Source organism: Lentzea sp., assembly GCF_035525475.1.
In the GTDB taxonomy this organism is placed as follows: Bacteria; Actinomycetota; Actinomycetes; order Mycobacteriales; family Pseudonocardiaceae; genus Lentzea.
This window is the reverse complement of sequence record NZ_DATLEC010000228.1, coordinates 1-24,028: the sequence shown is the minus strand read 5'-3', so window position 1 is coordinate 24,028 and position 24,028 is coordinate 1. Positions and strand designations below refer to the sequence as shown.

General features: G+C 69.8%; 30 protein-coding genes and 1 pseudogene. 11 read left to right on the top strand and 20 right to left on the bottom strand.

The window, feature by feature from the left end; all coding sequences use genetic code 11:
- The 4 genes from VM306_RS34680 to VM306_RS34665 form a co-directional block, all read right to left on the bottom strand.
- Nucleotides 1-944, bottom strand: a 944-nt coding sequence (locus VM306_RS34680; protein WP_414672489.1) for a WXG100 family type VII secretion target, incomplete at its 3' end; no start/stop codon positions are given.
- The gene (locus tag VM306_RS34675) at nt 944-1,249 is read right to left on the bottom strand and encodes a type VII secretion target (RefSeq protein ID WP_325522482.1); all 306 of its coding nucleotides are present in this window, start codon (nt 1,247-1,249) and stop codon (nt 944-946) included. The genes VM306_RS34675 and VM306_RS34680, both read right to left, overlap by 1 nt.
- 35 nt (nt 1,250-1,284) lie before the next feature.
- A complete protein-coding gene (locus tag VM306_RS34670) occupies nt 1,285-1,812 on the bottom strand; it encodes a YbaB/EbfC family nucleoid-associated protein (protein ID WP_325522480.1) in 528 nt (175 codons plus the stop codon).
- A 143-nt stretch (nt 1,813-1,955) separates the two neighbouring features.
- Nucleotides 1,956-2,330 carry an FKBP-type peptidyl-prolyl cis-trans isomerase gene (locus tag VM306_RS34665; RefSeq protein ID WP_325522478.1) on the bottom strand — a complete coding sequence of 125 codons (375 nt, stop codon included), beginning with the start codon at nt 2,328-2,330 and terminating at the stop codon, nt 1,956-1,958.
- A gap of 171 nt (nt 2,331-2,501) precedes the next feature.
- Here VM306_RS34665 and VM306_RS34660 point away from each other — a divergent pair, with 171 nt between their 5' ends.
- Together VM306_RS34660 and VM306_RS34655 are read left to right on the top strand one after the other, a co-directional pair.
- Nucleotides 2,502-3,308, top strand: a complete 807-nt coding sequence (locus tag VM306_RS34660; RefSeq protein ID WP_325522476.1) for a serine protease — start codon at nt 2,502-2,504, stop codon at nt 3,306-3,308.
- 56 nt (nt 3,309-3,364) lie between these two features.
- The gene (locus VM306_RS34655; RefSeq protein WP_325522474.1) at nt 3,365-5,317 is read left to right on the top strand and encodes a beta-propeller domain-containing protein; all 1,953 of its coding nucleotides are present in this window, start codon (nt 3,365-3,367) and stop codon (nt 5,315-5,317) included.
- Here VM306_RS34655 and VM306_RS34650 read toward each other — a convergent pair.
- Together VM306_RS34650 and VM306_RS34645 are read right to left on the bottom strand one after the other, a co-directional pair.
- Complete coding sequence (locus tag VM306_RS34650; protein ID WP_325522472.1) at nt 5,307-6,062, bottom strand: EI24 domain-containing protein; 756 nt, start codon at nt 6,060-6,062, stop codon at nt 5,307-5,309. The genes VM306_RS34655 and VM306_RS34650 overlap by 11 nt on opposite strands.
- Nucleotides 6,059-6,361: a hypothetical protein gene (locus VM306_RS34645; RefSeq protein ID WP_325522470.1), complete on the bottom strand. Its 303-nt coding sequence runs from the start codon at nt 6,359-6,361 to the stop codon at nt 6,059-6,061. The genes VM306_RS34650 and VM306_RS34645 overlap by 4 nt, the downstream gene beginning before the upstream one ends.
- Nucleotides 6,362-6,455: 94 nt before the next feature.
- Here VM306_RS34645 and VM306_RS34640 point away from each other — a divergent pair, with 94 nt between their 5' ends.
- The gene (locus VM306_RS34640) at nt 6,456-6,821 is read left to right on the top strand and encodes a hypothetical protein (RefSeq protein ID WP_325522468.1); all 366 of its coding nucleotides are present in this window, start codon (nt 6,456-6,458) and stop codon (nt 6,819-6,821) included.
- On the opposite strand, the gene VM306_RS34635 is transcribed toward VM306_RS34640, so the two are convergent.
- Both VM306_RS34635 and VM306_RS34630 read right to left on the bottom strand, forming a co-directional pair.
- Nucleotides 6,792-7,718: a YihY/virulence factor BrkB family protein gene (locus VM306_RS34635; protein ID WP_325522466.1), complete on the bottom strand. Its 927-nt coding sequence runs from the start codon at nt 7,716-7,718 to the stop codon at nt 6,792-6,794. The two genes, VM306_RS34640 and VM306_RS34635, sit on opposite strands and share 30 nt — an antisense overlap.
- A complete protein-coding gene (locus VM306_RS34630) occupies nt 7,705-7,890 on the bottom strand; it encodes a hypothetical protein (protein WP_325522464.1) in 186 nt (61 codons plus the stop codon). The genes VM306_RS34635 and VM306_RS34630 overlap by 14 nt, the downstream gene beginning before the upstream one ends.
- Before the next feature lie 94 nt (nt 7,891-7,984).
- Between VM306_RS34630 and VM306_RS34625 the strand changes: the two genes are divergently transcribed.
- Complete coding sequence (locus tag VM306_RS34625; protein ID WP_325522462.1) at nt 7,985-9,586, top strand: hypothetical protein; 1,602 nt, start codon at nt 7,985-7,987, stop codon at nt 9,584-9,586.
- A gap of 24 nt (nt 9,587-9,610) precedes the next feature.
- Here VM306_RS34625 and VM306_RS34620 read toward each other — a convergent pair whose 3' ends face one another.
- The 3 genes from VM306_RS34620 to VM306_RS34610 are packed head-to-tail and all read right to left on the bottom strand — an operon-like array spanning nt 9,611 to nt 12,007.
- A complete protein-coding gene (locus VM306_RS34620; protein ID WP_325522460.1) occupies nt 9,611-10,753 on the bottom strand; it encodes a cysteine desulfurase-like protein in 1,143 nt (380 codons plus the stop codon).
- Between the two features lie 4 nt (nt 10,754-10,757).
- Entirely contained in the window at nt 10,758-11,354 is a 597-nt protein-coding gene (locus VM306_RS34615; RefSeq protein WP_325522458.1) for a TetR/AcrR family transcriptional regulator, read from the bottom strand.
- A complete protein-coding gene (locus VM306_RS34610; protein ID WP_325522456.1) occupies nt 11,342-12,007 on the bottom strand; it encodes a YqeB family protein in 666 nt (221 codons plus the stop codon). Before VM306_RS34610 ends, VM306_RS34615 begins: the two co-directional genes overlap by 13 nt.
- Nucleotides 12,008-12,086: 79 nt before the next feature.
- Between VM306_RS34610 and VM306_RS34605 the strand changes: the two genes are divergently transcribed.
- Together VM306_RS34605 and VM306_RS41490 are read left to right on the top strand one after the other, a co-directional pair.
- Nucleotides 12,087-12,590: a DinB family protein gene (locus tag VM306_RS34605; protein WP_325522454.1), complete on the top strand. Its 504-nt coding sequence runs from the start codon at nt 12,087-12,089 to the stop codon at nt 12,588-12,590.
- Between the two features lie 128 nt (nt 12,591-12,718).
- Nucleotides 12,719-13,876, top strand: coding sequence for an endonuclease (locus VM306_RS41490; RefSeq protein ID WP_414672488.1), 1,158 nt, complete (start codon nt 12,719-12,721; stop codon nt 13,874-13,876).
- On the opposite strand, the gene VM306_RS34590 is transcribed toward VM306_RS41490, so the two are convergent.
- Nucleotides 13,863-14,309, bottom strand: coding sequence for an NUDIX domain-containing protein (locus VM306_RS34590; RefSeq protein ID WP_325522452.1), 447 nt, complete (start codon nt 14,307-14,309; stop codon nt 13,863-13,865). The genes VM306_RS41490 and VM306_RS34590 overlap by 14 nt on opposite strands.
- Nucleotides 14,310-14,319: 10 nt before the next feature.
- On the opposite strand from VM306_RS34590, the gene VM306_RS34585 reads away from it, so the two are divergent.
- Together VM306_RS34585 and VM306_RS34580 are read left to right on the top strand one after the other, a co-directional pair.
- Entirely contained in the window at nt 14,320-15,381 is a 1,062-nt protein-coding gene (locus tag VM306_RS34585) for a DNA polymerase IV (protein WP_325522450.1), read from the top strand.
- 28 nt (nt 15,382-15,409) lie between these two features.
- Complete coding sequence (locus tag VM306_RS34580) at nt 15,410-15,622, top strand: hypothetical protein (RefSeq protein ID WP_325522448.1); 213 nt, start codon at nt 15,410-15,412, stop codon at nt 15,620-15,622.
- Here the strand turns inward: VM306_RS34580 and VM306_RS34575 are convergent, their stop codons facing one another.
- Complete coding sequence (locus tag VM306_RS34575) at nt 15,623-16,351, bottom strand: class I SAM-dependent methyltransferase (RefSeq protein WP_325522446.1); 729 nt, start codon at nt 16,349-16,351, stop codon at nt 15,623-15,625.
- A 66-nt stretch (nt 16,352-16,417) separates the two neighbouring features.
- On the opposite strand from VM306_RS34575, the gene VM306_RS34570 reads away from it, so the two are divergent.
- A complete protein-coding gene (locus VM306_RS34570; RefSeq protein ID WP_325522444.1) occupies nt 16,418-17,260 on the top strand; it encodes a hypothetical protein in 843 nt (280 codons plus the stop codon).
- On the opposite strand, the gene VM306_RS34565 is transcribed toward VM306_RS34570, so the two are convergent.
- From VM306_RS34565 to VM306_RS34555, 3 genes are read right to left on the bottom strand one after another with little or no spacing between them, the layout of a single operon-like run.
- Nucleotides 17,245-18,126 carry an SRPBCC domain-containing protein gene (locus VM306_RS34565; protein WP_325522442.1) on the bottom strand — a complete coding sequence of 294 codons (882 nt, stop codon included), beginning with the start codon at nt 18,124-18,126 and terminating at the stop codon, nt 17,245-17,247. The two genes, VM306_RS34570 and VM306_RS34565, sit on opposite strands and share 16 nt — an antisense overlap.
- 3 nt (nt 18,127-18,129) lie before the next feature.
- Nucleotides 18,130-18,441, bottom strand: coding sequence for a metalloregulator ArsR/SmtB family transcription factor (locus VM306_RS34560; protein WP_325522440.1), 312 nt, complete (start codon nt 18,439-18,441; stop codon nt 18,130-18,132).
- Nucleotides 18,442-18,494: 53 nt separating this feature from the next.
- The gene (locus VM306_RS34555; protein WP_325522438.1) at nt 18,495-18,950 is read right to left on the bottom strand and encodes a GyrI-like domain-containing protein; all 456 of its coding nucleotides are present in this window, start codon (nt 18,948-18,950) and stop codon (nt 18,495-18,497) included.
- Between the two features lie 74 nt (nt 18,951-19,024).
- On the opposite strand from VM306_RS34555, the gene VM306_RS34550 reads away from it, so the two are divergent.
- Nucleotides 19,025-20,161, top strand: a complete 1,137-nt coding sequence (locus tag VM306_RS34550; protein ID WP_325522436.1) for a PLP-dependent aminotransferase family protein — start codon at nt 19,025-19,027, stop codon at nt 20,159-20,161.
- 516 nt (nt 20,162-20,677) lie between these two features.
- Here the strand turns inward: VM306_RS34550 and rnhA are convergent.
- From rnhA to VM306_RS41485, 4 genes and pseudogenes are all read right to left on the bottom strand, one after another.
- A pseudogene (gene rnhA, locus VM306_RS34545) lies at nt 20,678-21,115 on the bottom strand (ribonuclease HI); the annotation flags it as partial.
- 11 nt (nt 21,116-21,126) lie between these two features.
- The gene (locus VM306_RS34540) at nt 21,127-21,660 is read right to left on the bottom strand and encodes a TetR/AcrR family transcriptional regulator (protein WP_325522434.1); all 534 of its coding nucleotides are present in this window, start codon (nt 21,658-21,660) and stop codon (nt 21,127-21,129) included.
- A 231-nt stretch (nt 21,661-21,891) separates the two neighbouring features.
- Nucleotides 21,892-22,545 (bottom strand): hypothetical protein, encoded by a 654-nt coding sequence (locus tag VM306_RS34535; protein ID WP_325522432.1) that lies wholly within the window; start codon nt 22,543-22,545, stop codon nt 21,892-21,894.
- Between the two features lie 79 nt (nt 22,546-22,624).
- Nucleotides 22,625-23,572 carry an amidase family protein gene (locus VM306_RS41485; RefSeq protein ID WP_414672487.1) on the bottom strand — a complete coding sequence of 316 codons (948 nt, stop codon included), beginning with the start codon at nt 23,570-23,572 and terminating at the stop codon, nt 22,625-22,627.
- Between the two features lie 10 nt (nt 23,573-23,582).
- Between VM306_RS41485 and VM306_RS34520 the strand changes: the two genes are divergently transcribed.
- A partial coding sequence (locus tag VM306_RS34520) for a DUF7711 family protein (RefSeq protein WP_325522431.1) occupies nt 23,583-24,028 on the top strand: 446 nt, incomplete at its 3' end.

Here is a 24,028-nt window from a genome sequence, read left to right as displayed (position 1 = left end):
CTGTCCGGAGTGGACGATGGAGAGGAACTGCCGGGCGAGGACGACGAAGGCGAGCCCGGGGTGCCAGAAGGCGTGAGGTCCGGGACGTCGGTGCGGTGGAACAGACCGCCCGGCTTGATGGACTTGGTGGAGATCACGTCGAGACCGGTCACCTTGCCGACCAGCTTGCCGACGACCTTCATGATCTTGGTGAAGATCTCGACCAGGCGGCCCAGCAGCGGCGAGACCTTCTTGATGGTCTTGATGAGCTTCTGGATCAGCTCACCGATGCGCGTGGCCCACTTGGAGATCGCGGTCACGGCCTGCGCCACGATCACCGGCGTGCCGAAGCCCAGCGTGAACACGGCCTCCAGCACCCACGTGATCAGCTTCGCGACCAGGTCGGCGATCAGGTCGCGCACCATCTCGCGCACGAACCCGACGACCATGCCCATCACGCCCACGACGGTGCCGACCGAGCCCGCGGTGGAGGCCGCGCCGGACAACGCGTCCAGCTGCTCGCCCGCCGACTTGCGGTAGGCGTCACCGGCGGCGCCGGTCCAGGAGGCGGTGGCGTCGACAGCGGCCTTGTAGTCGGCCGTGATCTTGCCCAGCTCCTGCGAGACGTTGCCCCACGTCGTGGAGTACGACTGGATCACCGGCGGGTCGCCCGCCAGCCAGTCCAGCGCCTCCTTCAACGGCTGCATGTGCTCCATCAGGAACGACGCCGCGGACGACAGAAGCGTGCCGAACGGGTCGATCGCCATCGAGGCCGCGTCGGCCACGAGGCTGACGACGCCGAGGCCGCCCTCGATCCAGCTGCCCTCGGAGATGCCCTTGTACGCGTCCACCGCGGAGTCGGCGATGGAGAAACCGGTCGCCCAGCCGTTGTCACCGGTGCCGGCGTTGAAGAAACCGGACGGCTCCGCGGGCGCCTGCGCCACCAGGGGGTTCGGTGTGGACATCAGAAGCCCTTCAGAGCGTTGGCGATCTGGTCCTCGACGGCCTGGTACTGCTTGGCGGTCTCGGTGACCTTCTTCGACGTCGCGTCCATCGCGTCGGCCACGCCCTTGAGCGCGTTCATGCCCCACTGCTCGACGGGGTCGAGCAGCATCCGGAACGGCTGGCAGATGATCCCGTACGCGTCAGTCGGCATCGACACGGTGTTCGCCGCGTCCACTGCTCCCTGCAAACGCCCGTGCAGGCCTTCCAAAGCCTTGGCGTGCGCTTCCAGCACGTCCGAGGTGACTTCGAAACCACCGGAAGTCATCGAACCCCCTCAAGTTCGAGCAGCGGACAGAAAGATCAGGAGAGCACGGACTCCCCGCCGAAGTCGTCGTCATCGGACGGCGGACGGCGGCGAGGGGGAGGCGGTGGCGTCGGGCGGGCGGGCGGCGCGGGATCGTCCTCCACCCGGAAGTTGATCTCGTTGCGGTCGTACGGCGTGCGCGTCGGCTCCTCCGCGGGAGGCGCCGGGAAGTTCTTTTTGGCCTCGTCGAACAGCACGTTGGCGGTCTCGTCCTGCGTGCCGATGGTCTCGGCCATGGCCTCCTGCAGCAGCTCCGGGATCCGGGACTGCGCGCGCTGCAGCAGCTTCATGATCTCGCCGCTGACCTCGGACATGCGCTTGCCGGCGGCAGACTCGTTGATCACGAGGTTCTGCAGGATCCCGTTGGAGCCGATCGTGAGCTCGACGGAACCGTCCGAGGACCGCTCGGAGATCGTCATCCCCTGCACGCGCGTCGCCATCTCCTGATAGCGGGCGGCGCGTTCCTGGATGTTCTGGTTCCAGTTCGCGAGCATCTGCTCGGACCCGGCGATGTCCTCTGGCACCGGTGTTTCCCTCCTGAACTGCGGCGGACACAAAGGATGACGCAGCCGGAGGTCATCCCGTTCCGCCCCATCGGCAAATGGTCCGGACAGAGCAACGGCGTCCCGCCGAACGAACCAGCGGGACGCCGTTCCGGGTCACGCCACTAGTTCACGCCGAGGAGGTCGACCACGAAGATCAGCGTCTCGTTCGGCTTGATCACGCCGCCGGCGCCGCGCGCGCCGTAGCCCAGGTGCGGCGGGATGACCAGCTTGCGGCGGCCGCCGACCTTCATGCCCTGCACGCCCTGGTCCCAGCCCTGGATGACGCGGCCGCCGCCGAGCGGGAACTGGAACGCCTCGCCGCGGTCCCAGGAGGCGTCGAACTGCTCGCCGGTCGAGTGGGAGACACCGACGTAGTGCACGGACACGAACTGCCCTGCCGCGGCCTCCGGGCCGTCGCCGACGGTGATGTCCTCGATGAGCAGGTCGGCGGGCGCCGGGCCGTCGTGCGGGTCGACCTCAGGCTTCGTGGGGGCCATCACAGACTTCCTCTCGGAACGGGGTTGTTCGCGGTCGATCCAATCACGCGCGCGATCGGACGGCCGAATGGCCTACGCGGACCAGCCCTACCCCGTCCCGGCGCACTCATGTCTTCCTTTAACCACCCCAGCGACCCTGCGCCGGGGACACAACAGAAGAAGGAGATGATCATGGCGGCAACCCTGCACCGCCTCCGGTCATGGCTCGGCGCGGCGCTGGCGGCGGCAACGCTGTCCATGGCCTGCGTCAGCGTGGCCGAAGCAGCTCCGGCCCCGACCGCCGACGGCGAGTTCGGCACCCAGATCGTCGGCGGCACGCGCGCGAGCACGTCCACCTACCCCTGGGTCGTCTACCTGGCCACGAGCAGCGGTTTCCAGTACTGCGGCGGCACGCTCGTCGCTCCGAACAAGGTCGTCACCGCGGCGCACTGCACCGTGGGCGACTCGGCGTCCGCCGTCCGCGTGGTGGCTGGTCGTGACGACAAGAACTCCACCGCGGGTGTCACCGCCCGTGTCACCAAGATCTGGATCCACCCGAGCTACCGCGACGTGACGCTGGGCTACGACGTCTCGGTGCTCACCCTCGACCGCACCCTGTCGCAGACGCCGATCCCGTTCGCCACCTCGGCGGACAGCGCGCTGTACAACGCGGGCACCAGCGCGACGATCCTCGGCTGGGGCACCACGTCCTCCGGTGGGTCGGCGTCGCGGTACCTGCTCAAGGCCACCGTGCCGCTGACCAGCAGCTCGAGCTGCTCCAGCTCGTACGGCAGCGACTTCAAGGCCACGCACATGGTGTGCGCCGGGTACGCGCAGGGCGGCACCGACACCTGCCAGGGCGACTCCGGCGGCCCGCTCGTGGCCGGCGGCAAGCTGATCGGCATCACGTCGTGGGGCGAGGGCTGCGCGTCCGCCGGCTACCCCGGCGTCTACTCCCGCGTCTCCACCTACGCGGCGCAGATCCAGGCTCAGCTGTAAGGGCGAAAGCCGGGAAGGCGGGCAACCCTTCCCGGCTCCGCTTACGTCCTCCTGCCATGAACGGCAAGAAGTTGTTGGCCGGTGCCGCCGTGCTGGCCGTCGCCGGAGTGAGTGTGAGCTCCGCCGTGAGGGACGAGACCCTCGCGCCACCACCTGTCGCGGACTCCGGACCGGTGCGCCTCGTCGCGTTCGACTCGTGCGACAACGCGGTCACCGAACTACGCCGTGCCCTCGCTCCGTACGTCACCGCGTACGGCTTGGGCGGCCCGCACATCCTCACCATGGAGAGCTCCGCGACGGACTCCAGTGCGGGCGTCGCGCAGAAGAGCGTGCCCGACGCGAAGCCCGCCACTCCTCCCGCGCAACAGCAGGACCACTCGACGACGAACGTCCACGAGCAGGGCGTCGACGAGCCCGACGTCGTGAAGACGGACGGGAAACGCGTCTTCTCCATCGCAGACGGCAAGCTGCGCGTGATCGACGTGGCGAGCAAGGCGATCATCGGCACCGTCGACCTCGGCGAACGCCGGGCGAGCCAGTTGCTGGTCTCCGGCGACCGCGCGCTTGTGGTCACCGACAACCCCGTGCCGATGGGGAAGCCGGCGCTGCCGCCCGACCGGCCGTCGTTCGCGCCCGAGTCCGGCACCGAGCTGGTTCTCGTGGACCTCAAGGGGCTCAAGGAGATCAGCAGCCTCAAGACCGACGGCCTCTACCTCGACGCCCGCCAGGTCGGTGGCACCGCCCGCGTCGTCGTCCGCTCGCAGCCGCGCCTGCCGTGGGTGTACCCGGACCAGACGACGAACGAGGCGGGATCGTTGCGCCGCAACAGGGAGATCCTGCAGAACGAGCCCATCACGTCGTGGCTGCCGCGGTACGAGCTGAGGGAGAACGGCGCCGAGTCGAGCGGGACCCTGGTCGACTGCGCGAACGTCAGCCACCCGATCGTGCACTCGGCGACGTCGATGCTGACGGTGCTCACGTTCGAGCTCTCCGGGCAGCTCGGCACCGGGCAGCCCGTCTCGATCGTGGCCGACGGTGACACCGTCTACGGCACCGACCGCACTCTCTACGTCGCCGACGACCACCGGCTGCTGCCCGAGATCCCCGCCAAGCCGCCGGTGCGGCGCCCGGTCAGCACCGCGATCCACCAGTTCGACATCAGTCAGCCGGGACCGCCCCGGCACGTCGCGTCCGGCGAGGTCGGTGGCACGCTGCTGAACCAGTACTCGTTGTCGGAGCACGACGGGATCCTCCGCGTGGCAACGACTTCGGGCACCGAGAACCGGTGCTGCCGGCGAATGCCGGCGGAGATCGCGCCGCAGGACCGGCAGCCGTCGGAGAGCTTCGTCACGACGTTGCGCCGGGAGGGCGGCACGCTCGCCGAGGTCGGTCAGGTCGGCGGTCTCGGCAGGGGAGAACGGATCTACAGCGTCCGCTTCATCGGCCGCACGGGCTACGTCGTCACGTTCCGCCAGACCGACCCGCTCTACACGCTGGACCTGAGCGATCCTGGCAAGCCCAGGGTGACGGGCGAGCTGAAGATCACCGGTTTCTCCGCCTACCTGCACCCGGCGGGCGACGGGAAGCTGATCGGCGTTGGCCAGGAGGCGACGGACCAGGGCCGCACCACGGGAACGCAGGTCTCGCTGTTCGACGTGAGCGACCCCGCGTCACCGCGCAGGCTCGCGCAGCACCACCTGCCGGACTCGAGCTCCGAGGCCCAGGTCGACCCGCACGCGTTCCTCTACTGGCCCCAGGACGGCACGCTGGTCGTCCCGGTGACGAGCTACAGGACGGACTACGAGGTCTCGTCGCTGGTGCTGCGCGTCGAAGGCGACCAGCTGCGCGACACGGGGAAGATCGTCGAACCGCAGAGCCAGGACCACGGCGGAGGTCAGCGGCGCACCATCGTGATCGGAGACCAGCTGTGGTCGATCTCGGCGGGCGGCGTGCAGGTCAACGCGCGCAACGGCCTGGCGCAGCAGGCCTGGCTGCCGTTCACGCGGTAGCGCGGTCGCCGTTGAGCAGGCGGTGCGACAACACCGTGCCGCCTGCCATCGCCGCCGGGATCACGACCAGCGCGGCCAGCGGGATCAGGCACAGCAGGTAGGTCGGCACGGCGAACCCGAGCACCATCGCCCTGCGCGTCGCGAGGATCCGCCTGCGCTGCTTGAACGACCGGCCGCGGCGCGTGAACGGGATGCCGGTCAGCTCGATGCCGAGCAGGTAGGCGTTGATGCACACCCCCAGCACGGGCACGACGGTCTGCCCGACGACCGGGATGAAGCCGCAGAGGAACAGCGGGACGGCGAACAGGATCGACGTGCCGACCAGCAGGATCGTGCCGCGCAGGCCCACCACGAACCCGCGCCAGAAGCCCACCTGCTCCGTCCCGGGCACGCCGCCGAGCTCGTCCTCGACCTCCTCCGCGATGTACTCGTAGAACGGGCCGCCGATCATCAGCGTGATCGCGGTGAACAGCAGCACGCTCAACCCGAGCACCACCGCGACCACCGAGATCCCGACCGCGATCTCGACGATGTTCCTCGCGGTCTCGCTCCACGAGTCCGCGAAGCCGGTCAGCCAGCCCGTGATCGTGTCGATGCCGGTGAACAGCAGCGTCCAGCCGGCGATCATCAGCACGACGGTGATCACCGCGGGCAACGCCCCGACGAGCACGCGCTTGGGTGAGCTGAACACCAGTCTGAACCCGCGCAGCAGCAGTCCGAACCCGGCCCCGAAGTCCTTGATCACGCGCGCAGGATAGTCGCTCCGGACGTGATCCGAGGCATTTCGTCCCGCTCAGGCCGCACAGGCCGCTCAGGCCGCTCAGGCCCGCGCGGACGGTGCCGGTCCGGCGTCGTCTCGTGCACCCACTCGAACGCCTCGGGCACGCCCAGCTCGCGCTGCCGTGCCCGCACCTCCAGCACGTCGGGCAACGCCGGCCGGCCGCCGGGGAACCGGGGCCGCGCGTAGTAGGGGTGGCCGTCGCCCGCCTGGACGAACAGCACCAGCTCGCCGTGGTCCTCGACGCGAGATCCCGGTCGGGGCACAGAGTCGTAAAAGCTTTCCAGAACGCCCCACACGGACGATCACGCTAGCTACCTTTGGCGGTATGAAGCACGGCTTTCTCCGCCCCGGTCCGTCATGAGGGTCCTCGCGACCCTGGTCGCCCTGACGGTGGTCCTCGCGGGCTGCGGTGACGACGCCGACGACCGGTTCGCCCGCCCCGGCGCGCCGAAGAACTCGCCCAGCGGCAAGTTCGTCGCGCACGCCGAGAGCGCGAGCGAGGTGCGGGTGACCGACCGCAACGGCGGTGACGTGTTCCGCAAGTCCTACGAGTACGCCACGAGCTCCCGTGCGGACGGCATCGGGGTGGTCTGGCTGTCGAAGCGGGACCAGCTGTGGGTGCTCGTCCCCGGCGACACGAGCGAGCGCGTCGAGGCGGGCCCGGACGGGGTATGGACGGCGGTCGAGGCCGAGCTACCCGGGGAGATCACGCGGCTCGGGTGAGGCGTCCTCCTCCGACTCGCCCTGGGCCATCCGCCTGCCGCGCTCCAGCTCCGCGTCGAACTCGGCGCCGAGCAGCACGGCGATGTTGGAGATCCACAGCCACACCAGGAAGACGATCACACCACCGAGCGAGCCGTAGGTCTTGTTGTACGACGCGAAGTTGGCCACGTAGATCGCGAACCCGACGGTGGCGAGCGCCCAGAGCACGATCGCGAGCAGGCTGCCGGGCGAGACCCAGCGGAAGCCCGGCTGCTTCACGTTCGGCGCCGCCCAGTAGAGCACCGCGAACGCGAGGCTGACGAGCAGCAGGATGACCGGCCACTTCGCGATGTCCCAGACGGTGACGACCGTGTCGCCGAGCCCGATCGCGTCGCCGACCGTGTCGGCCACCCCACCGGTCAGCACGAGCGCGCCGAGCGTGAGCGACACCAGCACGACCGACCCGAGCGTCAACGCGAGCCGCAACGGCACCGTCTTCCAGATCGGGCGGCCTTCTTCGACGTCGTACACGGCGTTGCACGCGCGCATGAACGCACCGAGGTAGCCCGACGCCGTCCAGAGGGCCGTCAGCAGACCGATGATGCCCAGCAGACTGGCCGCGTTCTGGCTCTTCCGCAGTTCCTCGATCGACGACTTCACCAGCTGGCCGGCTTCGCCGGGAGCCACCTGGTCGACGTACTTGATCAGCTCCTGCGTCGTGGTGTCGCCGAGCAGGGCGAGCACGGACGTGAGCACGATGATGCCGGGGAACAGCGAGAGCACCGCGTAATAGGTGAGCGCGGCGGCCCAGTCCGTCAGGTTGTCGCCGTTGAACTCCTTGACGGTCCTCTTGAGAACGCCCCACCAGTCGCCCTTGGACAACCTGGTGGGGCTCTTGACGTTCCTACCTGCGGGCACGGCGCCATCCGAAGGATCGTGTGCCGGAACCGATGCCGGCGAGGTGCAGGGCGAGGAGCAGCAGTCCGAGCACGACGAGCGTGTTCGCGGTGATGACGTCACCGAGCCCGGTCTTCGCGAGGTCCAGGATCAGCGCTAGACCGAACGAGACCGCGGCGATGATGGCGAGCATTTGTGTCCACCTCCGTATTGGGTGAGCTGCGGATACCCGTTTCGATAGGGGTGAACCGCGCCGTTCGGAGCAACGGACGTGTCATGATCGGACCGTGGACCTCCAGCGCTGGCAAGCGGCCGCGGTTCCGTGGTGGGTGACCAAGGTCGGGCTCGCCGGAGGGTGGGTCGTCGCCTTCTACTTCGCGGCGAGCGCGAACGAAGCGCCCTGCACGACCGCCCAGCCCTGCGTGCCGGACCCGTTGTTCGCGCTTGCCGTGGTGCCGTTGCTGGCCACGCCGTTGCTGCTGTTGTTCGGCCGTGTGCTCACGGGCTGCGCGATGGGCGTGTTGTTCGGTGCGCTGGACATCGTTCTCGACGGTAGTGCGGCGTCCAACATCGCGTTCGGCCTGCACGCCGGTGCGTGTGCCGTGGTGGCGGCGTGGACCGTGAGGTCGCGCGCGGACCAGCACGAGGCAGCGGGCGCGACTCTCGTCTCACTGCCGGACATGCCGCCGCAACGCGGAGTTCTGCGCATCGTCGCCGTGTTGCTCGTCGTCTTCGGGTTCCTGACGTTCGTGCAGTACGACATCACCAACGGCGAGATAGAGCAGCACGTCGCGAACGCCAGCCGTGTCGAGGCCGAGATCGTCGAGATCAAGGACACCCACGAGGTGTGGGTGGAGCTGCCGGACGAGCAGCGCGCCGGGTTCGAGCCGCTCGCGCCGGAGACCTACGAGGTCGGCGACGCGGTGCCGGTGCTGGCGGACGGCACGTGGGTGCGGATGGAGAACGAGCCCGAGGACGTCACGTGGTGGCTCACCCTGGGCGGGGCCGCGGTGTTCTTCGCGATCATGCTCGCCGTGCGGGAACGCCGCCGCCGCGCGTTGTGGACCGGACCGGTGAAGGCGGTCCGGGTGCAGGCGGTCCCCATCGGCCCGCGCCGGATCCTCCTGCGGCACACCAACTCCGACGTCGCCACCGTCACCACGCTGGCCGACCTCGGCCTGGAGGAGCCGCTCTACCACGACACCGAGCAGTTCGGCCGGGTCTGGCGCGGCGAGGAGGACCCGCCGGTGCGGCTCGACCCGGCGGAGGTCCTCGTCGCGGGTGAGCTGCACCACGGCGGCCAGGTCGCGCTGCTGCTCGACGGCGAGGTGGTGGCGACGAGCACGCTCGGCAGGGTCCGGCCGCGCCATACCGTCCACAGTGCACACCTCCCCGGTGAACCGGTGACCGCGGGCACGCCGGTCGACCTGCCGCACGCCGTGTGGCCGGGGGACCGCCGACGGACCGAGGGCGCGGTGCTGCTGCTCGGCGCCGCCGGTGCGTTGATCGCGCTGAAGTACTACCCGGACCTCATCGTGCTCGCCCTGATCGGTGTGCAGTGCGTGCTGTCGGCGGTGACGCGGTTCCAGCCGATGCTGCGCCTCGACCACAAGTCGGTCGTGCTCTACACCGGTATCTGGACCTACCGCGTGCCGTGGGCGCAGCTGCACGGCGTGCGTCGCTCCGGACCGCAGCTCATGCTCGCGTTCGGTCCGCACGGTGACGTGCTCACGACACCGCAGCTACCGGACCGGCAGGCGGGCGAGAAGCTCATGTGGGCGCGCGCCCGGTCGTTGCTCGCGGACCGGCCCGGCGAGCGCGTGACCCGCCGGCTCAACGTCAGCGTGCTCGTCGGCCTCGCCTACGCCGGGCTGGTCCTGTTCATCTGAGACCGTGCCCGCCTCGAACGGGGCTCACCTCAAGCGGGCCACGGCCTTGAGCAGGCGGTCCACATCGGACTCGTCGGTGTAGGGCCCGATGCCCGCCCGCACCGCGCCCTTGTCGCCGAGGCCGAGCCAGCGCGAGCACTCCAGCGCGTAGAAGTGGCCCGCGGGCGCGTTCACACCCTCGGCGCCGAGCCTGCGGTACACCTCGGCCGGCTCCAGCCCGTCGACCGAGAACAGCACGGTCGGCGTCCGCGACGACGCCTTGCTGTAGATGCGCGCGCCGAGCTCCAGCAGGCCGGACTCCAGCTGCTCGCGCAGTGCCAGCTCGTGCTCCTCCAGGCCTTCGAGGGAGCGCATGAACTCCACGGCCGCGGTCGTGCCCGCCAGCAGCTCGTACGGCAGCGTGCCGAGCTCGAACCGTTCCGGCACGGCGTTGGTCGAGGGCAGCAGCTTGTCCGGCCGCAACGTCTCCAGCAACTCCGGCGCGGCCGCCAGCACGCCGAGGTGCGGGCCGAGGAACTTGTACGGCGAGCACACGAAGAAGTCCGCGTCCAACGCCTCTACGTCAACGGGGATGTGCGGTGTGTAGTGCACGCCGTCGACGTACACGAACGCCGCCATCTCGTGCGCCGCCCGTGCGATCTCCGCGATGTTCGGACGCGTTCCGAGCAGGTTGGACGCCGCCGTGACCGCGACGACACGCGTGCGGTCGGACAGCAGCTTCGTCACCGCCTCGACGGGCAGCTCACCGGTCGTGCGGTCGAACGCCGCCCACCGCACCGTGGCCCGCGCCGCCTCGGCCGCCTGCACCCAAGGCCGGATGTTCGCGTCGTGGTCGATCCTGGTCACGATGATCTCGTCGCCCGGCCGCCAGTTCTTCGACAGCGTGCGGGCGAAGTCGTAGGTCAGCTGGGTCATGCTGCGCCCGAACACGATGCTGCCGGCGTTGAGGAACTCCGACATCGTGCTCCGGGCCTTCCGCACGATCTCCTCTGCCCGGCGTTCCGCCGCCGTGACGGAGCCCCGGTTGGAGACCGCCGAGGTCAGCGCGTCCCTGACCGCCTCGCCGACGACGTCGGGCACCTGCGCGCCGCCCGGTCCGTCGAAGTGCGCGGCGCCTTCGCGCAACGCGGGGAAGTGGGCGCGGACCGCTGCGACGTCATAAGCCATGCCCTCATGGTGCTGGAGCACCCACGAATCGGGAAAGGATCAGCCGTAGGGTCATCACCTGTCGGGCCGGGTCGAAGTCCGGGTCGACCAGCCTGCCGTACAGGCCGTCGACCAGACCCTGCGCCCAGCTCGCCGCCGTCACCGCGCTCACCGGGAGCGAGATCTGGCCCGCGTCGTCAGCCCGCCGCAGCAGAGCGGCCAGCTCGTCGCGCACCACCTGTTCGTTGTGGCCGACCAGCTCCCACAGCTCCGGGTCGCGGCTCGCCTGCGCCACGACCTCCACCACGAGCCCGGCCACCGCCCGGTCCAGTGCGGGCGCGCTGAGGCGGTCGACCACCAGCAGGACGCCGTCCCACGGGCTCAGCTCGCGCGCTTCGGCGAACATCGCCGCGTTGTCCGCGCCGTCCTGCTCGAAGATCTCGCGGAAGATGGCCCGCTTGGTGGGGAAGTAGTGGAAGAGGCTGCCGGTGCTGATGCGGGCGGCCTTGCAGATGTCGGCGACGGTCGTGCGGTCGAACCCCTTGCGCGCGAACAACACCGCCGCGGTGTCGGTGATGTGCCGCTTCTTCTCCGCGTGCTTGACCGGGTCTACCGTTCGCACCTGTAGTACTGCCTCTTCTTCTCGTCCCGCACCGCGACGCCGCGCCGGCGGATCTCCCGTGCCAGTTCCGCGGCCTCCGCGTGCTCGTACTTCGAGATGGCCTTCCTGCGGGCGGTGAACAGGGCGTTCACGTCAGGTGTCAGCTCAGGGGCGTGCTCGACCCAGAGCCGGAACTCCGGTGCGAACGGGTCCGCGTCCCGCCAACGGTAGCCCTGCCCCGTGAAAGCCCGTTCGAGCTTCTCCCTGCTGAGGTCGGAGGCTTCACGGGCCAGTTCGGTGCCCTCGGGCGAGAGCAGCACGAGCTGCTTGCCGTCGGTGAAGACCGACTCGACCTCGTCGCTCCCGAAGCCGAGGACCCTGTCGTCCTTGTGGAGCGTGACGCGGTCGTGCGAGACCTCGACCGTCAGCATCTCGCTCGCCCAGAACGAGGCGAACACTCCGCCCGCGACCGCTCCCACGGCGAACGCCCCGATGGTGGCCCACGGTTCTGGTATGTCCGTGACCAGCGCGAACACGCCTTGGAACGGGAACCAGCTGAGCGCCGTGACCCATCCGGCCAGCAGCTTGAGCGCCCACGCCGCGGCGGCGCCGACAGCCGGGCAGAACACCCAGATGCCGTGCCGGACCGCCGCCGCCTCCTGCACAGTCGTCATGGGGTCAATAATAGACCGAGCGCTCGGTTTTTGACTTTCAGGACAATGGATGTCCGCGTGCGGTCCTACCGTCGCCGGCATGGACTGGAACAAGCAGTTGACGGACCAGCTCGACTTCCACTGGCGAGTGCAGCTGCGGCAGCGACTCGTCGGGCTGACCGACGACGAGTACTTCTGGGAACCCGTGCCCGGCTCGTGGACGGTCCGTCCGCCCAGCAGGATCGACTGGGAGTACCCGCCGCCGGAGCCCGCGCCGATCACGACGATCGCGTGGCGGATGGCGCACGTGACCGTCGGCGTGTTCGCCATGAGGTCGGCGTCGCACTTCGGTGGTCCACCGGCCGACTACGCGACCTGGCCGTTCGCTGCGAGTGCCGATGAGGCGTTGAAGCAGCTCGACGACGCTTACGAGACGTGGATGGCCGGCGCGCGCAAGGCCGACCTCTCGCTTCCCGTCGGTCCGGCGGAGGGTCCGTTCGCCGAGGAACCGATGGCGACGCTGGTCCTGCACATCAACCGCGAGGTGATCCACCACGGTGCGGAGATCTCCCTGCTCCGGGATCTCTACCTGCGGAAGGACTGACTTCGGCCGTTCCGGGGTGTTGACGTTGACCGACCTCAGGTCGTCCTGCTGACGTGACCGCACGTTAACCGTGCGTTGACCGTGTCCCCCGATCGTGTGGACAACATCCACGCGATCGGGGAGAGCACATGGTTCGGTGGAGTCCACTCGCGGTGGTCATCGGCTTGTTGGCGGCGGTCGGCCTGTACGGGTCGACCGCCGCTGTCGCGGCGGCACCGCTCACCGTCGCCCAGGCGATCAGCCAGCAGAACGGGTCGTCGGCGACGGTCCGCGGTTACGTCGTCGGCCAGCCCACGGCCACGACGACGGTCGTCCGTTCGAACTACCCGAACGACTACGCGTTGGCGCTCGCCGACTCGGCGTCCCAGACCGGCACGTCGAGCATGGTCTACGTGCAGATCCCGTCGGCGTTCCGCACGGCATGGGGCCTGAAGTCGAACCCGTCGCTGCTCGGCAAGCAGATCGACGTGACGGGCACGTTGAGCGCGTACTTCTCGCACGCCGGGCTGACCTCGTCCACGGCGTTCGCGTTCGCCGGCACGACACCGCCGACGACCACGACAACAACGACCACAACAACAACGCCTCCGCCTTCGTCGTGCGAGAGCTACTACACGGCGGCCTGCGGCAAGAGCGGCGCGGCGTTGAAGACGGCGTTGAACAGCATCATCCGCAACCAGACCAAGCTGAGCTACGACCAGGTCTGGGACGCGCTGAAGGTCACCGACCAGGACCCGGCCAACGCGAACAACGTGATCCTGCTGTACAGCGGTCGTTCGCAGGCGAAGTCGACCAACGGCGGTGGGGGCGACGACTGGAACCGCGAGCACGTCTGGGCGAAGTCGCACGGTGACTTCGGCACGGCCACCGGTCCCGGCACCGACATCCACCACCTGCGGCCCGAGGACGTGTCGGTGAACGCCACCCGCGGCAACCTCGACTTCGACAACGGCGGCTCCGCGGTTCCCGAGGCGTCGGGCAGCAGGTACGACGGCGACTCGTTCGAGCCGCGCGACGCCGTGAAGGGCGACGTCGCACGCATGCTCTTCTACATGGCCGTGCGCTACGAGGGCACCGACAGCTACGTGAACCTGGAGCTCAACAACTCGGTGTCCAACGGCTCCGCGCCGTACATGGGCAAGCTCTCGGTCCTGAAGCAGTGGAGCCAGCAGGACCCGCCGGACGCGTTCGAGAAGCGCCGCAACCAGGTGATCTTCGACAGCTTCCAGCACAACCGGAACCCGTTCATCGACCACCCGGAGTGGGTCGCCTCTATCTGGCCGTAAGACGTTCGAGGAAGGGGCGTTGCGCGGAGACGATCTTCGCGCTCGCCTCCTCCACCGTGAACCACTGCACGCGGTCGACCTCGGGGAACGTCTTCCTCTGCCCCGACTTCGGCGGCCACTCCATCTCGAACGTGCCGGGCGTGACGGTCCCGGGGTCGAGGTCGCCCTCGAGCGCCCAGACCGTGATGACCTTGCCGGAGCCCTTGGCCTCGCCGAGCGGGATCAGCTCACCGCCGGGGACCTCCAGTCCGAGCTCCTCCGCGAACTCGCGCCGCGCGGCTGCCTCCGGCGTCTCGTCCTCGGTGTACTCGCCCTTGGGCACGGACCACGCGCCGGCGTCCTTGCGGGCCCAGAACGGGCCGCCCATGTGCCCGAGAAGCACCTCCAGCTGCTCGCGTCGTCTGAAGAGCAGGATTCCGGCCGACCGTCTCATACTGTCCAGCATGGCGGACCGGGTCCTGCACGTGGACCTCGACCAGTTCATCGCGGCGGTCGAGGTGCTGCGCGACCCGTCGTTGCGCGGCAGGCCCGTGGTGGTCGGCGGCAACGGCGACCCGGCCGAGCGCGCGGTCGTGTCCACCGCGTCCTACGAGGCGCGCGAGTTCGGCGTCCGTTCCGGCATGCCGCTGCGCACGGCGTTCAAGAAGCTCCCGGACGCCGTCTTCCTGCCCGTCGACCACGCGCTGTACGAGGCGGCGTCGGCGGACGTGATGGCCGTGCTCCGGTCGTTCCCGGTGGTCGTCGAGGTGATGGGCTGGGACGAGGCGTTCGTCGGTGCCCAGGGCGACGACCCCGTCGCCCTGGCCCGGTCGCTGCAGGCGGCCGTTCTCGACTCGACCGGCCTGCACTGCTCGGTGGGCATCGGCGACAACAAGCTGCGCGCCAAGATCGCCACGGAGTTCGGCAAGCCCGCCGGCGTGTTCGAGCTGACCAGGGAGAACTGGGCCGAGGTGATGGGCCACCGCCCGACGTCCGCGCTGTGGGGCATCGGCGCGAAGACCGAGCGCAAGCTGGCCGAGATGGGCGTGGTGACCGTGACGGACCTGGCCACGGCCTCGGAGCCCGACCTGGCCGCCCGGTTCGGCCCGCGGATGGGCCCGTACTTCCGGAGCCTCGGCCAGGGCGCGGGCGACACGGTGGTGAGCGCGACGCCGTGGGTCGCGAAGTCCCGCTCGCGCGAGAAGACCTATCAGCAGGACCTCTCGTCCATGGAGGACATCCGGCGCGAGGTCGTGGCGTTGGCCCACCAGGTGGCTGCCGACGTGGTTGCCGAAGGACGCCCGGCTGTGCGCGTGGGCGTGAAGGTGCGGTTCGTGCCGTTCTTCACGAAGAGCCGCCTGATGAAACTGCCGGCACCGACCTCGTCCGCCGAGGAGCTGGCCGCGGCCGCACTGGTGGTGCTCGACCGGTTCGACCACGGTCGCGCTGTACGTCTTTTGGGGGTGCGTGCGGAATTCTCCGACGATGATGTCGAACCGAAGCCTCCTTCTTCGACGTATCAGTAAGTAGACGCTTCACCGCTAGGAGAAGAAGATGAATGCCTCGCTCACACATCGTGACCGCGCAGTTCTCAGAGCCGTCGCCGACGGCCGTTGCGAGATCTCCGGGAGCTCCCTGCTCGTCGACGGCCTGTGCTGCGCCGACCAGTTCGTCGGCCCGCGCCTGACCAGCGCGGGCCTGATCAGCACCCGTCCCGGGCCCGCGGCGCTGACCAGCGCCGGTCACGCGCTGCTCGACGCCGCCTGATCAATTGTTCTTGCGGAAGACCGACATCAGGTACTTGTTCGCAAACCGGTAGGTCCCGTCCGGGGTTTTGAACGGCTCGGCCGCGGCCCGGATCTTCGCCGCGACACTTTCCTCGCCCTCGTTCTCGATGAGGCGCTGGTAGCTGCCCAAGCTGAGAAAGCCGCGCACCATCGTGTTCTCGTCGGGCTGGATCTGAGGAATGTCGATCGTGAGCTTTTCCTGTGGTTCAGGCATCCTCGCGCGCCTGTGGCCGCTCGGTCCTCGCACGGCCTGACCGATGGCGACGAGGTCGCTCACGTGGTCCGGGTGCCACTCGCACACGACCACGTAGTCCCTGCTGACCCTGACGGCCTCGGCGAACGCCTCCTCGGGATCGGCCGCGAAGAACAGCGCGTTGAACGCCGTCACGACGTCGAACGTGCCGTCGTCCCAGGGCAACCGCCCCAGGGCTCGTTCGTGGAACTCGGCTTCCGGCGCGGTCGTCCTCGCGAGCTCGATCATCGCCGTCGAGGCGTCGATCCCGGTGGCCCGCGCCCCCGCCTCCGTCGCGGCGGCGCAGAACTCGCCGCTGCCGCACGCCAGGTCGAGCACCGAGGTGCCAGGACCGATGCCCGTGCGTTCGATCGCGATCTTCCACGCCGGCGTGGAGATCCTCGCGCCCAGCGCTGCTCGCTGCGCGGCCCTGCGGCCCCACAGCTCGCCTTCCCCCGCTACCCGGCTGTCGGTCATGACCCCGACCCTAACCAGCGATCCGCTCGCGGAAATCCGTTCGCGGGGACGCGGATCATGGACCGCATGGGTGTGTTGACGCGCGTGCTGCGGTCGTTGGGCGGTGAGGAGGCGCTGGACCGGCTCGCCGGGTTGCCCGGTAGCGACCTCACCAGTGTGCTGCTCGCGTTGATGCGGCGGCGAGCGTCCGCGTTGTCCGGGCCGGACGTGTTGCGGCAGTACCGTTCCGACCGGTTCGTGGCTCCTTCCGCCGTGCCGTTCGAGGTGGTGCGGGCGGCGGAGGACCGGCTGCTGGCCGCGTTGCCGCCGTCGTTCTCCGTGCTGGGGCTCGCGCCCGTGGCGCCGCTCGGGACGTGCTCCGCCGTCGCCGAGCAGGACCAGAACAACGTGGTGTCGACCATCCGCGGCACCGAGGTCGCGGCGGACCCGACCAACGCGCTCGCCCTCGAAGCCGCCGTGCGACGGCAGGCCGGTGCGGACGACGTGCGGCTGGCCGCAGTGCAGCGCGTGGTGCGGGCGCAGCTCTTCAGCGGTGAGGGGCGGTTCGCGCACTTCACGTTGTTCGCCGCGGTGTCGGCGGGCCGGGACCGCGGCTCGCTCGCGTTCGAGCGGCAGCACTTCGCCGAGCACGTCGCGTTCCTGCGTGAGGCGTGCGGCGACATCGAGGTGCGCGTGACCGTGCTGGACCCGCGGTTCGAGGTCGTGCGCGGCGACCTGCCCGCCGACCCGTCACGGCGCACCGGCTACTACCAGGGCCTGTGCTTCAAGGTGTACCGCGACGGGGTGGAGATCGGCGACGGCGGGTTCGTCGACTGGACGCGGCGGCTGACGGGCAACCGCAAGGAGCGGTTGCTGATCAGCGGGATCGGCGTCGACCGCCTCGCGACCCTGGATCAGCTCTCCGCGTAGTGCTTGGCCAGTTCCTCCTCGCGTTCGGTGGGCCACGGGCAGCGGATGTCGCCCTGCGTGGCCGCGAAGAACAGCTCCAGGTGCACGTGCCACGCCGCGAGCGCCTCGGGACCGTGCGCGTTCTCCTGCACCAGCGTGACCGTGGTGCCCTGCAACGGCACGTGGTCGAACTCCCAGCGCACGACGCCCTTCGGTTCGCCGTCCCGCAGCCACTCGTACTCCAGCAGGCGCGGGGCCTCCGACCTCGTGACCTCGCCGGTCTCGATGCCGGGGTGGGCGGCGCGGACGGGCACGGCGTCCTCGGTGCCTTCGGTGAGGAGCCGCCAGACGTCGTCGAGCGGAGCCCACACCAGGTCGCGGACGAACTTCACCCCGTCCGGTTCGTCGGTGCCCTGGTCGAGGCCGAACTCCCGGACGTAGTGCTCGATGCGCGACAGCCACTCCGCCGGCGGCTCGAACTCCGTGCCGTCGGCGTGGGCGACCAGCGCGTCCAGGCACGTGATCCAGCCGGGGACGTCGCGGCCGACCGACAGCCTGGACGTGACGACCGCCGTGAAGACCAGCAGGCAGCCGTCCTCGCGCGGCAGGATCTCGAAGCGCAGCACGTCGCCCGCCCAGCGGAAGGCGAACACCTTCGGCGGGTCGGACTCGAGCAGTTCGCCCTCGCCCCCGTCGGCGTCGACGGGGGCCGCGTCCGGGAACGTGAAGCGCATCGTCCTGCCGTCGACCTCGACCTCGGCCGGGAACCAGTGCCTCATCTCGGAGGGGTCGGTGACGACCCGCCAGACCTTCTCGGGCGAGTGCCGCAGCCTGCGCTCGAAGCGCAGGACGGGCTTGCCCTCGATCATCCGCAGTGCGACGTCCACGGGTCAGTCCCCTTCGATCTCGTCGAGTCGTCGTTCCAGTGCGTCCAGGCTCTGCTCCCACATCCGCCGGTACGGCGCGAGCCAGGCGTCGACCTCCGCCAGCGGACCGGGGGAGACGCGGTACCAGCGCCGTTGGGCTTCCGTGCGCACCTCGACCAGACCGGCCTCCCGCAACACCTTGAGGTGCTTCGAGACGGTCGGCTGGGCGAGCGTGAGCCGGTCGACGAGATAGCCGACCGGCTGCTCTCGGTCACGCAGCAGGTCGAGGATCTCCCGGCGACTCGGGTCGGCGAGCGCGGCGAACGTAGATGCCATGTCGGCAATATAGCCTTATCGGCATATACGCGTCCACTGGACGACTCTGGCGCTCAGTCGGCAAGGCGAATGGCGACCTCCGTGCTCCACTTGCTCTGGTCCGGTTCCACCGCGGGGTCGGTGAAGTACGTCTCGATGCGCGCACCCCACCTGTCGCCGTCGCGGTCGAACCGCACGGCGTGGGCGAGGAGCTGGTCGGTGACGGCGGCCAGCCCGTCGAGACTTCCTTCGTGGAGCGCGACGAGGTACTGGCCGGCGGGCAGCGTCGACGTGAACACGGCACCGTCGCCGGGCACCCCGGCGGCGGTGGGGATGCCGGCCTCCACCTCGAACTCCTCGGCGGTGACGCGTAAGTAGCGCAGGAACGGCGCGCCGAGAACCGGTAACTCGCGATCGGCCAGCCACTGCATGACCTCGGGGAAGCGGTCGGCGACCTTGGCGAAGGTCTCCAGCGTCACCGTGGCCTTGACCGCGGCGTAGGGCTGCTCGGCACGTGTCTCGATGTCCATGTGACCACGCTAACCACGACCCCCGACAGAAAATCGCCGTTCGCCGGGATACCACCCCGGATACCGTGAAGTTCATGCACCGCACCCTCCCCGTGGCCAGCTCCCCGGTGCGCGACCTGCTCGCGCTGACCTCGCGCCCCGAGGTGATCTCCTTCGCGGGAGGCTTTCCCGCCCCCGAACTGTTCGACCTGGACGGTCTGCGCGCCGCCTACGACCTCGCGCTGCAGGACCGCTCGGTGCTGCAATACGCGCCCACGGAAGGAAATCCGTCCCTGCGCTCGCTGGTCTCCTCCCGGTTGACCGGTCGCGGCCTGCCCACCTCGGACGTCCTGATCACCACGGGCTCCCAGCAGGCGCTGACCCTGGTGGCCACCGCGCTGCTGGAGCCGGGCGCCGTCGTCGCGGTCGAGGAACCGACGTACCTGGCCGCACTGCAGTGCTTCCAGATGGCGGGAGCCCGGATCGTGCCCGTCGCGAGCGACGCCGACGGCCTCCTGCCCGCGTCGCTGCGCGAAGTCGCCGAACGCGAACGTCCCACGATGCTGTACCTGGTGCCCGCCTTCGCGAACCCGACGGGCCGCACGCTGACCGCGTCCCGCCGCTCCGAGATCGCCGCCCTGGCCGCCGAGCACGACTTCTGGATCGTCGAGGACGACCCGTACGGCGAGCTCCGCTACCGGGGTTCCTCCGCCGCCCCGATCGCCTCCATCAGCGACAGAACCGTCTACCTGGGCAGCTTCTCGAAGATCGGCGCACCCGGCATGCGCCTGGGCTGGCTGCGCGCACCCGCCGACCTGCTCCGCACCCTGGTGATCGTGAAACAGGCCGCCGACCTCCACACGTCCACTGTGGACCAGGCCGCTGCCGCCGCCTACCTGTCCCGCACCGACCTGGACGCCCACGTCGCCCGCCTGTGCGTCGAGTACGGAACCCGCCGCGACGCGATGATCGCCGCGCTGCCGTCCACCGTCCCCGACGGCACGACGTGGAGCGATCCGGACGGCGGCATGTTCGTGTGGCTGCGGCTGCCCGGTGACGTGGACAGCGCTTCGCTGCTGAAGGAGGCGCTGCGCCACGACGTCGCTTTCGTGCCTGGCGCGCCCTTCTTCGCGACGACGCCGGACCACGCGACGTTCCGGATGTCGTTCACCACCAACACTCCCGCGGAGATCGAGGAGGGCATGGCGCGGCTGGCGAAGGTGCTGCGGTGAGCATGCTCGACGACGACGAGACGAGCCCGCCGATCTCGTGACCTGCGTGCACGGTCTGCACTGCGTGGGCGACGAGCTTGGTCTGCTGGAGCGTCGCGTTCTGGCTCGCGCCGCGCCGACGGCGCTCCGTGCCGCCGTGTGTTGACGGAAGCGTTGCAAGGGGTGAGTTTCACCTACGGCGGGCCGGCCCCAACTACACGGGCCAGCCTGCTGTCCACTCCTGTTACGAGCCCTGCTGAGCCCACGGACCGATAGCCCTCATCCGAACAGTTCGAGTGCGTCCTGGTGGTAGTCGCAGCGGCCGCCGCCGGTCGCGATGGTGCAGGGCGAGCCCTTCTTGGTGAGGGCTCCGCACTGCAACGCCGGGTCGTGCACGTGGCACAGCCCGTTCTTGCCGGCGTTGATCGGGCAGGGCGTGCCCTTCTTGGTGGGCGCGCCGCACGGTTCGCCGGTCAGCTCACGGGGCTGCTTCGGCTTGGCCGCCTTCTTCGGTTTCGCCTGGGGCTGCGTGACTTCCCGCCCCGTGACCTCCTCCACGCCGCGCACGGCGAGGCGGTCGGCGCGCTCGTTCTCCGGGTGGCCCGCGTGGCCCTTCACCCAGTGCCACTCCACCTCGTGGCGGTTGGCGGCCTCCTCCAGGCGGCGCCACAGGTCGGCGTTCTTGACGGGCTCACGCGCTTTCGTGAGCCAGCCGTTCGTCTTCCAGCCGTGCACCCACGAGGTGATTCCATTGCGGACGTAAGTGCTGTCCGTGTAGAGGTTCACGGTGGATGCGCGCGTGAGGCTCTCCAACGCCATGATGGGCGCCATCAGTTCCATGCGGTTGTTCGTCGTGGGGCCGATATCACCGCCGTACATGTCCTTCTCGTGCTCGCCGTAGCGCAACACGGCACCCCAGCCGCCTGGGCCGGGGTTGGGGCTGCACGCGCCGTCGGTGTAGATCTCGACCTCCATGCGACAGGAGGCTACCGACGGCGTCCGGCGCCTCCGACAGCGTGTCCGTGCAGGAAAACCCGGACGCCCGCCGCGACGTCCTCGTCGTCCGGCCGCGTGCCCCTGATGCTGGGGTCACCGGTCATCGTGAGCAGCATGAGGTGGACCGCCGCGCGTTCCGGATCCTCGAACCCGAGCTCGTCCGCGATCGCCCGCCGCACCTTGCGCGGACCCGTCTCCTGCCACGCCTCGATCGCCTCCGGTGGGATGTGGCCGAGCTCCGCGTTGATCTGCCGCACCAGCGCGAAGTGCTCGGCGTGGCCCTGCTGCGCGCTCATGGCCCTGCCGAACGCGACGAGGTCCTGTTCCAAATCCGTGATCTTGTGGAAGTGCCGCTCGACGATCGCGATCTGGTCGCGCGCCGCCTCGCCCGCGCTGGTCTGGATGACGGTGCGGAAGAGGTCGGCCTTGTCGGCGAAGTGGTTGTAGAGCGTGCGCGTCGACACCCCCGCCTCCTTCGCGATGGCGTCGATGCCGGCCCGCGCGTACCCGTCACGGGCGAACACCGCGAGAGTGGGCGGCCGGGTTCGTGGGCGTAGGAGGCACCGGCGGCTTGCGTGCCGTTGAGCAGCTTCGGCTCGTGCTGGCAGAGGTGAAGGCGGCGACCGTGCGCACGCAGGTCGCGTGTGAGCGCAGCGATCTGGAGGGGAGCCGCCGCACGCCGACACGCTCAACGTGATGCTGGACGAACTGGTGGCGTGGGCGTCGGCGCTGAAGTCGGTGCGAGCGGTGGCGGTCTAACGCGGCAGCCAGCTCGCGATGTCCGCCATCGCGTCCAGGACGTCACCGCTCACCTGCCCGGACGCGGACTCCGACTCGGCGATCACGACCGTGCTGCCGTCGGACCGGGACTGGTAGTGCAGGCCGGTGAAGCGGACGTCCGCGAGGTCGAGCAGCGGGGTGCCGAGCGGGGTGATGTCGCCGGTGCCGTGCACGTCTATCAGCTTCTTGAACTCGCCCGCCTCGCGCCGGTTCGGGAAGCCGACCCACGCCACGGACACGACGGCGACGTCGCCCCGGTCGTCGCCGACGGCGAACAGCGTCCGGTCGAGCGACGTGCACCGGTTGTGCGCGAAGTGGTCCCGCACCTGGCCGAAGGAGTGCGACACGCACTCGGCCGCCTGTTTGGCCGTGCGCTTGAGCGTGCGCATGTTCATCTGCCGCCAAGCGCCGTCGGCGTCGCCTTTGCGAGCGGACTTCTTGCCCTCGGACCTCGCCTTGGTGAGGTTCACGCCCGCGGAGTCGACGGCCGTGGTCGACGCGCCACCGCCGAGCGACAGACCACCACCGCCCGCCGCGATCGACACCGCCAGCACACCGGCCGCCACCACAGCGCCCGCCTTACCCGCGGGGTCCGAGCCGCCGCCTTTACCACCGATTCTTCGCGTCACGGTTGGCCTCCTCGAAACGCGAGGACATCGCACAGGACGCGGTTGCCGAGGTTGATTGGGACCAAAGCACCCGATCGGCTCAAGGCGGCCAGGGCGCGATCTCGATCGTGGGGGAGACCAGCCGGGCGGCGGCGACCAGGTCCGCTTCCCGTCCGTGCCGCGCCACGGCCTGCAGCCCGACCGGCAGGCCTTCGGAGTCGAACCCCGCCGGAATGCTGATCGCCGGGTGACCGCTGAGGTTGAACGCCCAGGTCAACGCCGTGTTGACCCGAGAGCCCGGACCGTTGTGGCCGTGCGGCGGACCGGGCGTCGTCGGGGTGAGCAGCAGGTCGGTGGTCTCGAACAGCTTGTCCAGCACGGGATTCGGGCCGCAGCGGTGCGCGTACCAGTCCTCGGCCGGGTCGCGCAGCCCGAGCGAGACGGGGCGCGGGCGCAACGGCGCCGCTGCCCGCCGGGCGATCTCCACCTGCTCGTCGTCCACCTCCGCGAAGCCCAGGTCAGGGGACCAGACGGCGGTGGGCGCGCCGGTCTCCGCGATGCCCAGGTAGGCCGCGAGCAGCGCCGGGTCACGGGTGAACACGCCGACCGCGGCCCGTTCGGACGACGTCGTCTTCAGCCCGAACACGCCGCACCACGCGGCAGGGATGCGAATCGACCCCGCGCCGTCGACACCCGTGGCCAACGGCACAACGCCCGACGCCACCGCCACAGCCGAGCCCGCCGACGAACCGCCGGGAGTGCGGTCGAGGTTCCACGGGTTGCGTGTGACGCCGCGAGAGTTGCGGCCCCACGTCTGCCACGGCGTGCTGCCATCAGGCGTGGTCGTCAGTCCGATCGGTACGCAGCCGAGGGCCATCAACGCTTCGCGGTGGCTGCGGCGCTCGCCACGCTTCACCGCGATGGGCATGCCGGCGAGCGGCGACGACGGGTCGACTGGCGCGAAGGAGCGGAAGACCTCGTGGAACGCACACAGTGCGGGCTCCACGACATCCAGCCGGGCCAAAGCCGCCGCCACCTGGTCAGGCATGATCCACCCCGTGAAATGGACCCGCGCTGTGCACCACCTGGCCGAGCTCGCCGAGAAGTGCGGCGACCTGCCGGCCGCGTTCTTCCGCTTCCAGGTGGTCGAGCTGTGGGTCTTCGGCGATCTGCTCGACGTGCCGCAGGATATCGAGGCCATCGAGGTCGCGCTGGTCACGGATTTGCCGGTGGACGAGGTGCCGTGGTTGTCCGAGCCCGTCGGGGCCGAGCACTGGGCCAACTCGACCCGGCTGTCGCGCAACCCGTTCGAGGCGCGGTGGCGGTCCAGGGACGCACCCGTGTGGAACCACCGGATCGAGCGGCCCGCGCTGATCTGGAGCGCGGCCGACGGGGTCAACGAGGAAGCGCTCGTGGCGGTGAGCGACGGCACGGCCGAGCTGGTGCGTCAGCCGGCGCCGTCGCCGGAGGAGCTGGCGAAGCGCGTCGCGGACGAGCTCGAGGT

Bases quoted from the DNA above. Each gene is read 5' to 3' on its own strand.
- VM306_RS34675 (WP_325522482.1), bottom strand. From the start codon at position 1,249: ATGACTTCCGGTGGTTTCGAAGTCACCTCGGACGTGCTGGAAGCGCAC.
- VM306_RS34665 (WP_325522478.1), bottom strand. From the start codon at position 2,330: ATGGCCCCCACGAAGCCTGAGGTCGACCCGCACGACGGCCCGGCGCCC.
- VM306_RS34660 (WP_325522476.1), top strand. From the start codon at position 2,502: ATGGCGGCAACCCTGCACCGCCTCCGGTCATGGCTCGGCGCGGCGCTG.
- VM306_RS34655 (WP_325522474.1), top strand. From the start codon at position 3,365: ATGAACGGCAAGAAGTTGTTGGCCGGTGCCGCCGTGCTGGCCGTCGCC.
- VM306_RS34640 (WP_325522468.1), top strand. From the start codon at position 6,456: ATGAGGGTCCTCGCGACCCTGGTCGCCCTGACGGTGGTCCTCGCGGGC.
- VM306_RS34630 (WP_325522464.1), bottom strand. From the start codon at position 7,890: ATGCTCGCCATCATCGCCGCGGTCTCGTTCGGTCTAGCGCTGATCCTG.
- VM306_RS34620 (WP_325522460.1), bottom strand. From the start codon at position 10,753: ATGGCTTATGACGTCGCAGCGGTCCGCGCCCACTTCCCCGCGTTGCGC.
- VM306_RS34610 (WP_325522456.1), bottom strand. From the start codon at position 12,007: ATGACGACTGTGCAGGAGGCGGCGGCGGTCCGGCACGGCATCTGGGTG.
- VM306_RS34605 (WP_325522454.1), top strand. From the start codon at position 12,087: ATGGACTGGAACAAGCAGTTGACGGACCAGCTCGACTTCCACTGGCGA.
- VM306_RS41490 (WP_414672488.1), top strand. From the start codon at position 12,719: ATGGTTCGGTGGAGTCCACTCGCGGTGGTCATCGGCTTGTTGGCGGCG.
- VM306_RS34590 (WP_325522452.1), bottom strand. From the start codon at position 14,309: ATGAGACGGTCGGCCGGAATCCTGCTCTTCAGACGACGCGAGCAGCTG.
- VM306_RS34585 (WP_325522450.1), top strand. From the start codon at position 14,320: ATGGCGGACCGGGTCCTGCACGTGGACCTCGACCAGTTCATCGCGGCG.
- VM306_RS34580 (WP_325522448.1), top strand. From the start codon at position 15,410: ATGAATGCCTCGCTCACACATCGTGACCGCGCAGTTCTCAGAGCCGTC.
- VM306_RS34575 (WP_325522446.1), bottom strand. From the start codon at position 16,351: ATGACCGACAGCCGGGTAGCGGGGGAAGGCGAGCTGTGGGGCCGCAGG.
- VM306_RS34570 (WP_325522444.1), top strand. From the start codon at position 16,418: ATGGGTGTGTTGACGCGCGTGCTGCGGTCGTTGGGCGGTGAGGAGGCG.
- VM306_RS34560 (WP_325522440.1), bottom strand. From the start codon at position 18,441: ATGGCATCTACGTTCGCCGCGCTCGCCGACCCGAGTCGCCGGGAGATC.
- VM306_RS34555 (WP_325522438.1), bottom strand. From the start codon at position 18,950: ATGGACATCGAGACACGTGCCGAGCAGCCCTACGCCGCGGTCAAGGCC.
- VM306_RS34550 (WP_325522436.1), top strand. From the start codon at position 19,025: ATGCACCGCACCCTCCCCGTGGCCAGCTCCCCGGTGCGCGACCTGCTC.
- VM306_RS41485 (WP_414672487.1), bottom strand. From the start codon at position 23,572: ATGCCTGACCAGGTGGCGGCGGCTTTGGCCCGGCTGGATGTCGTGGAG.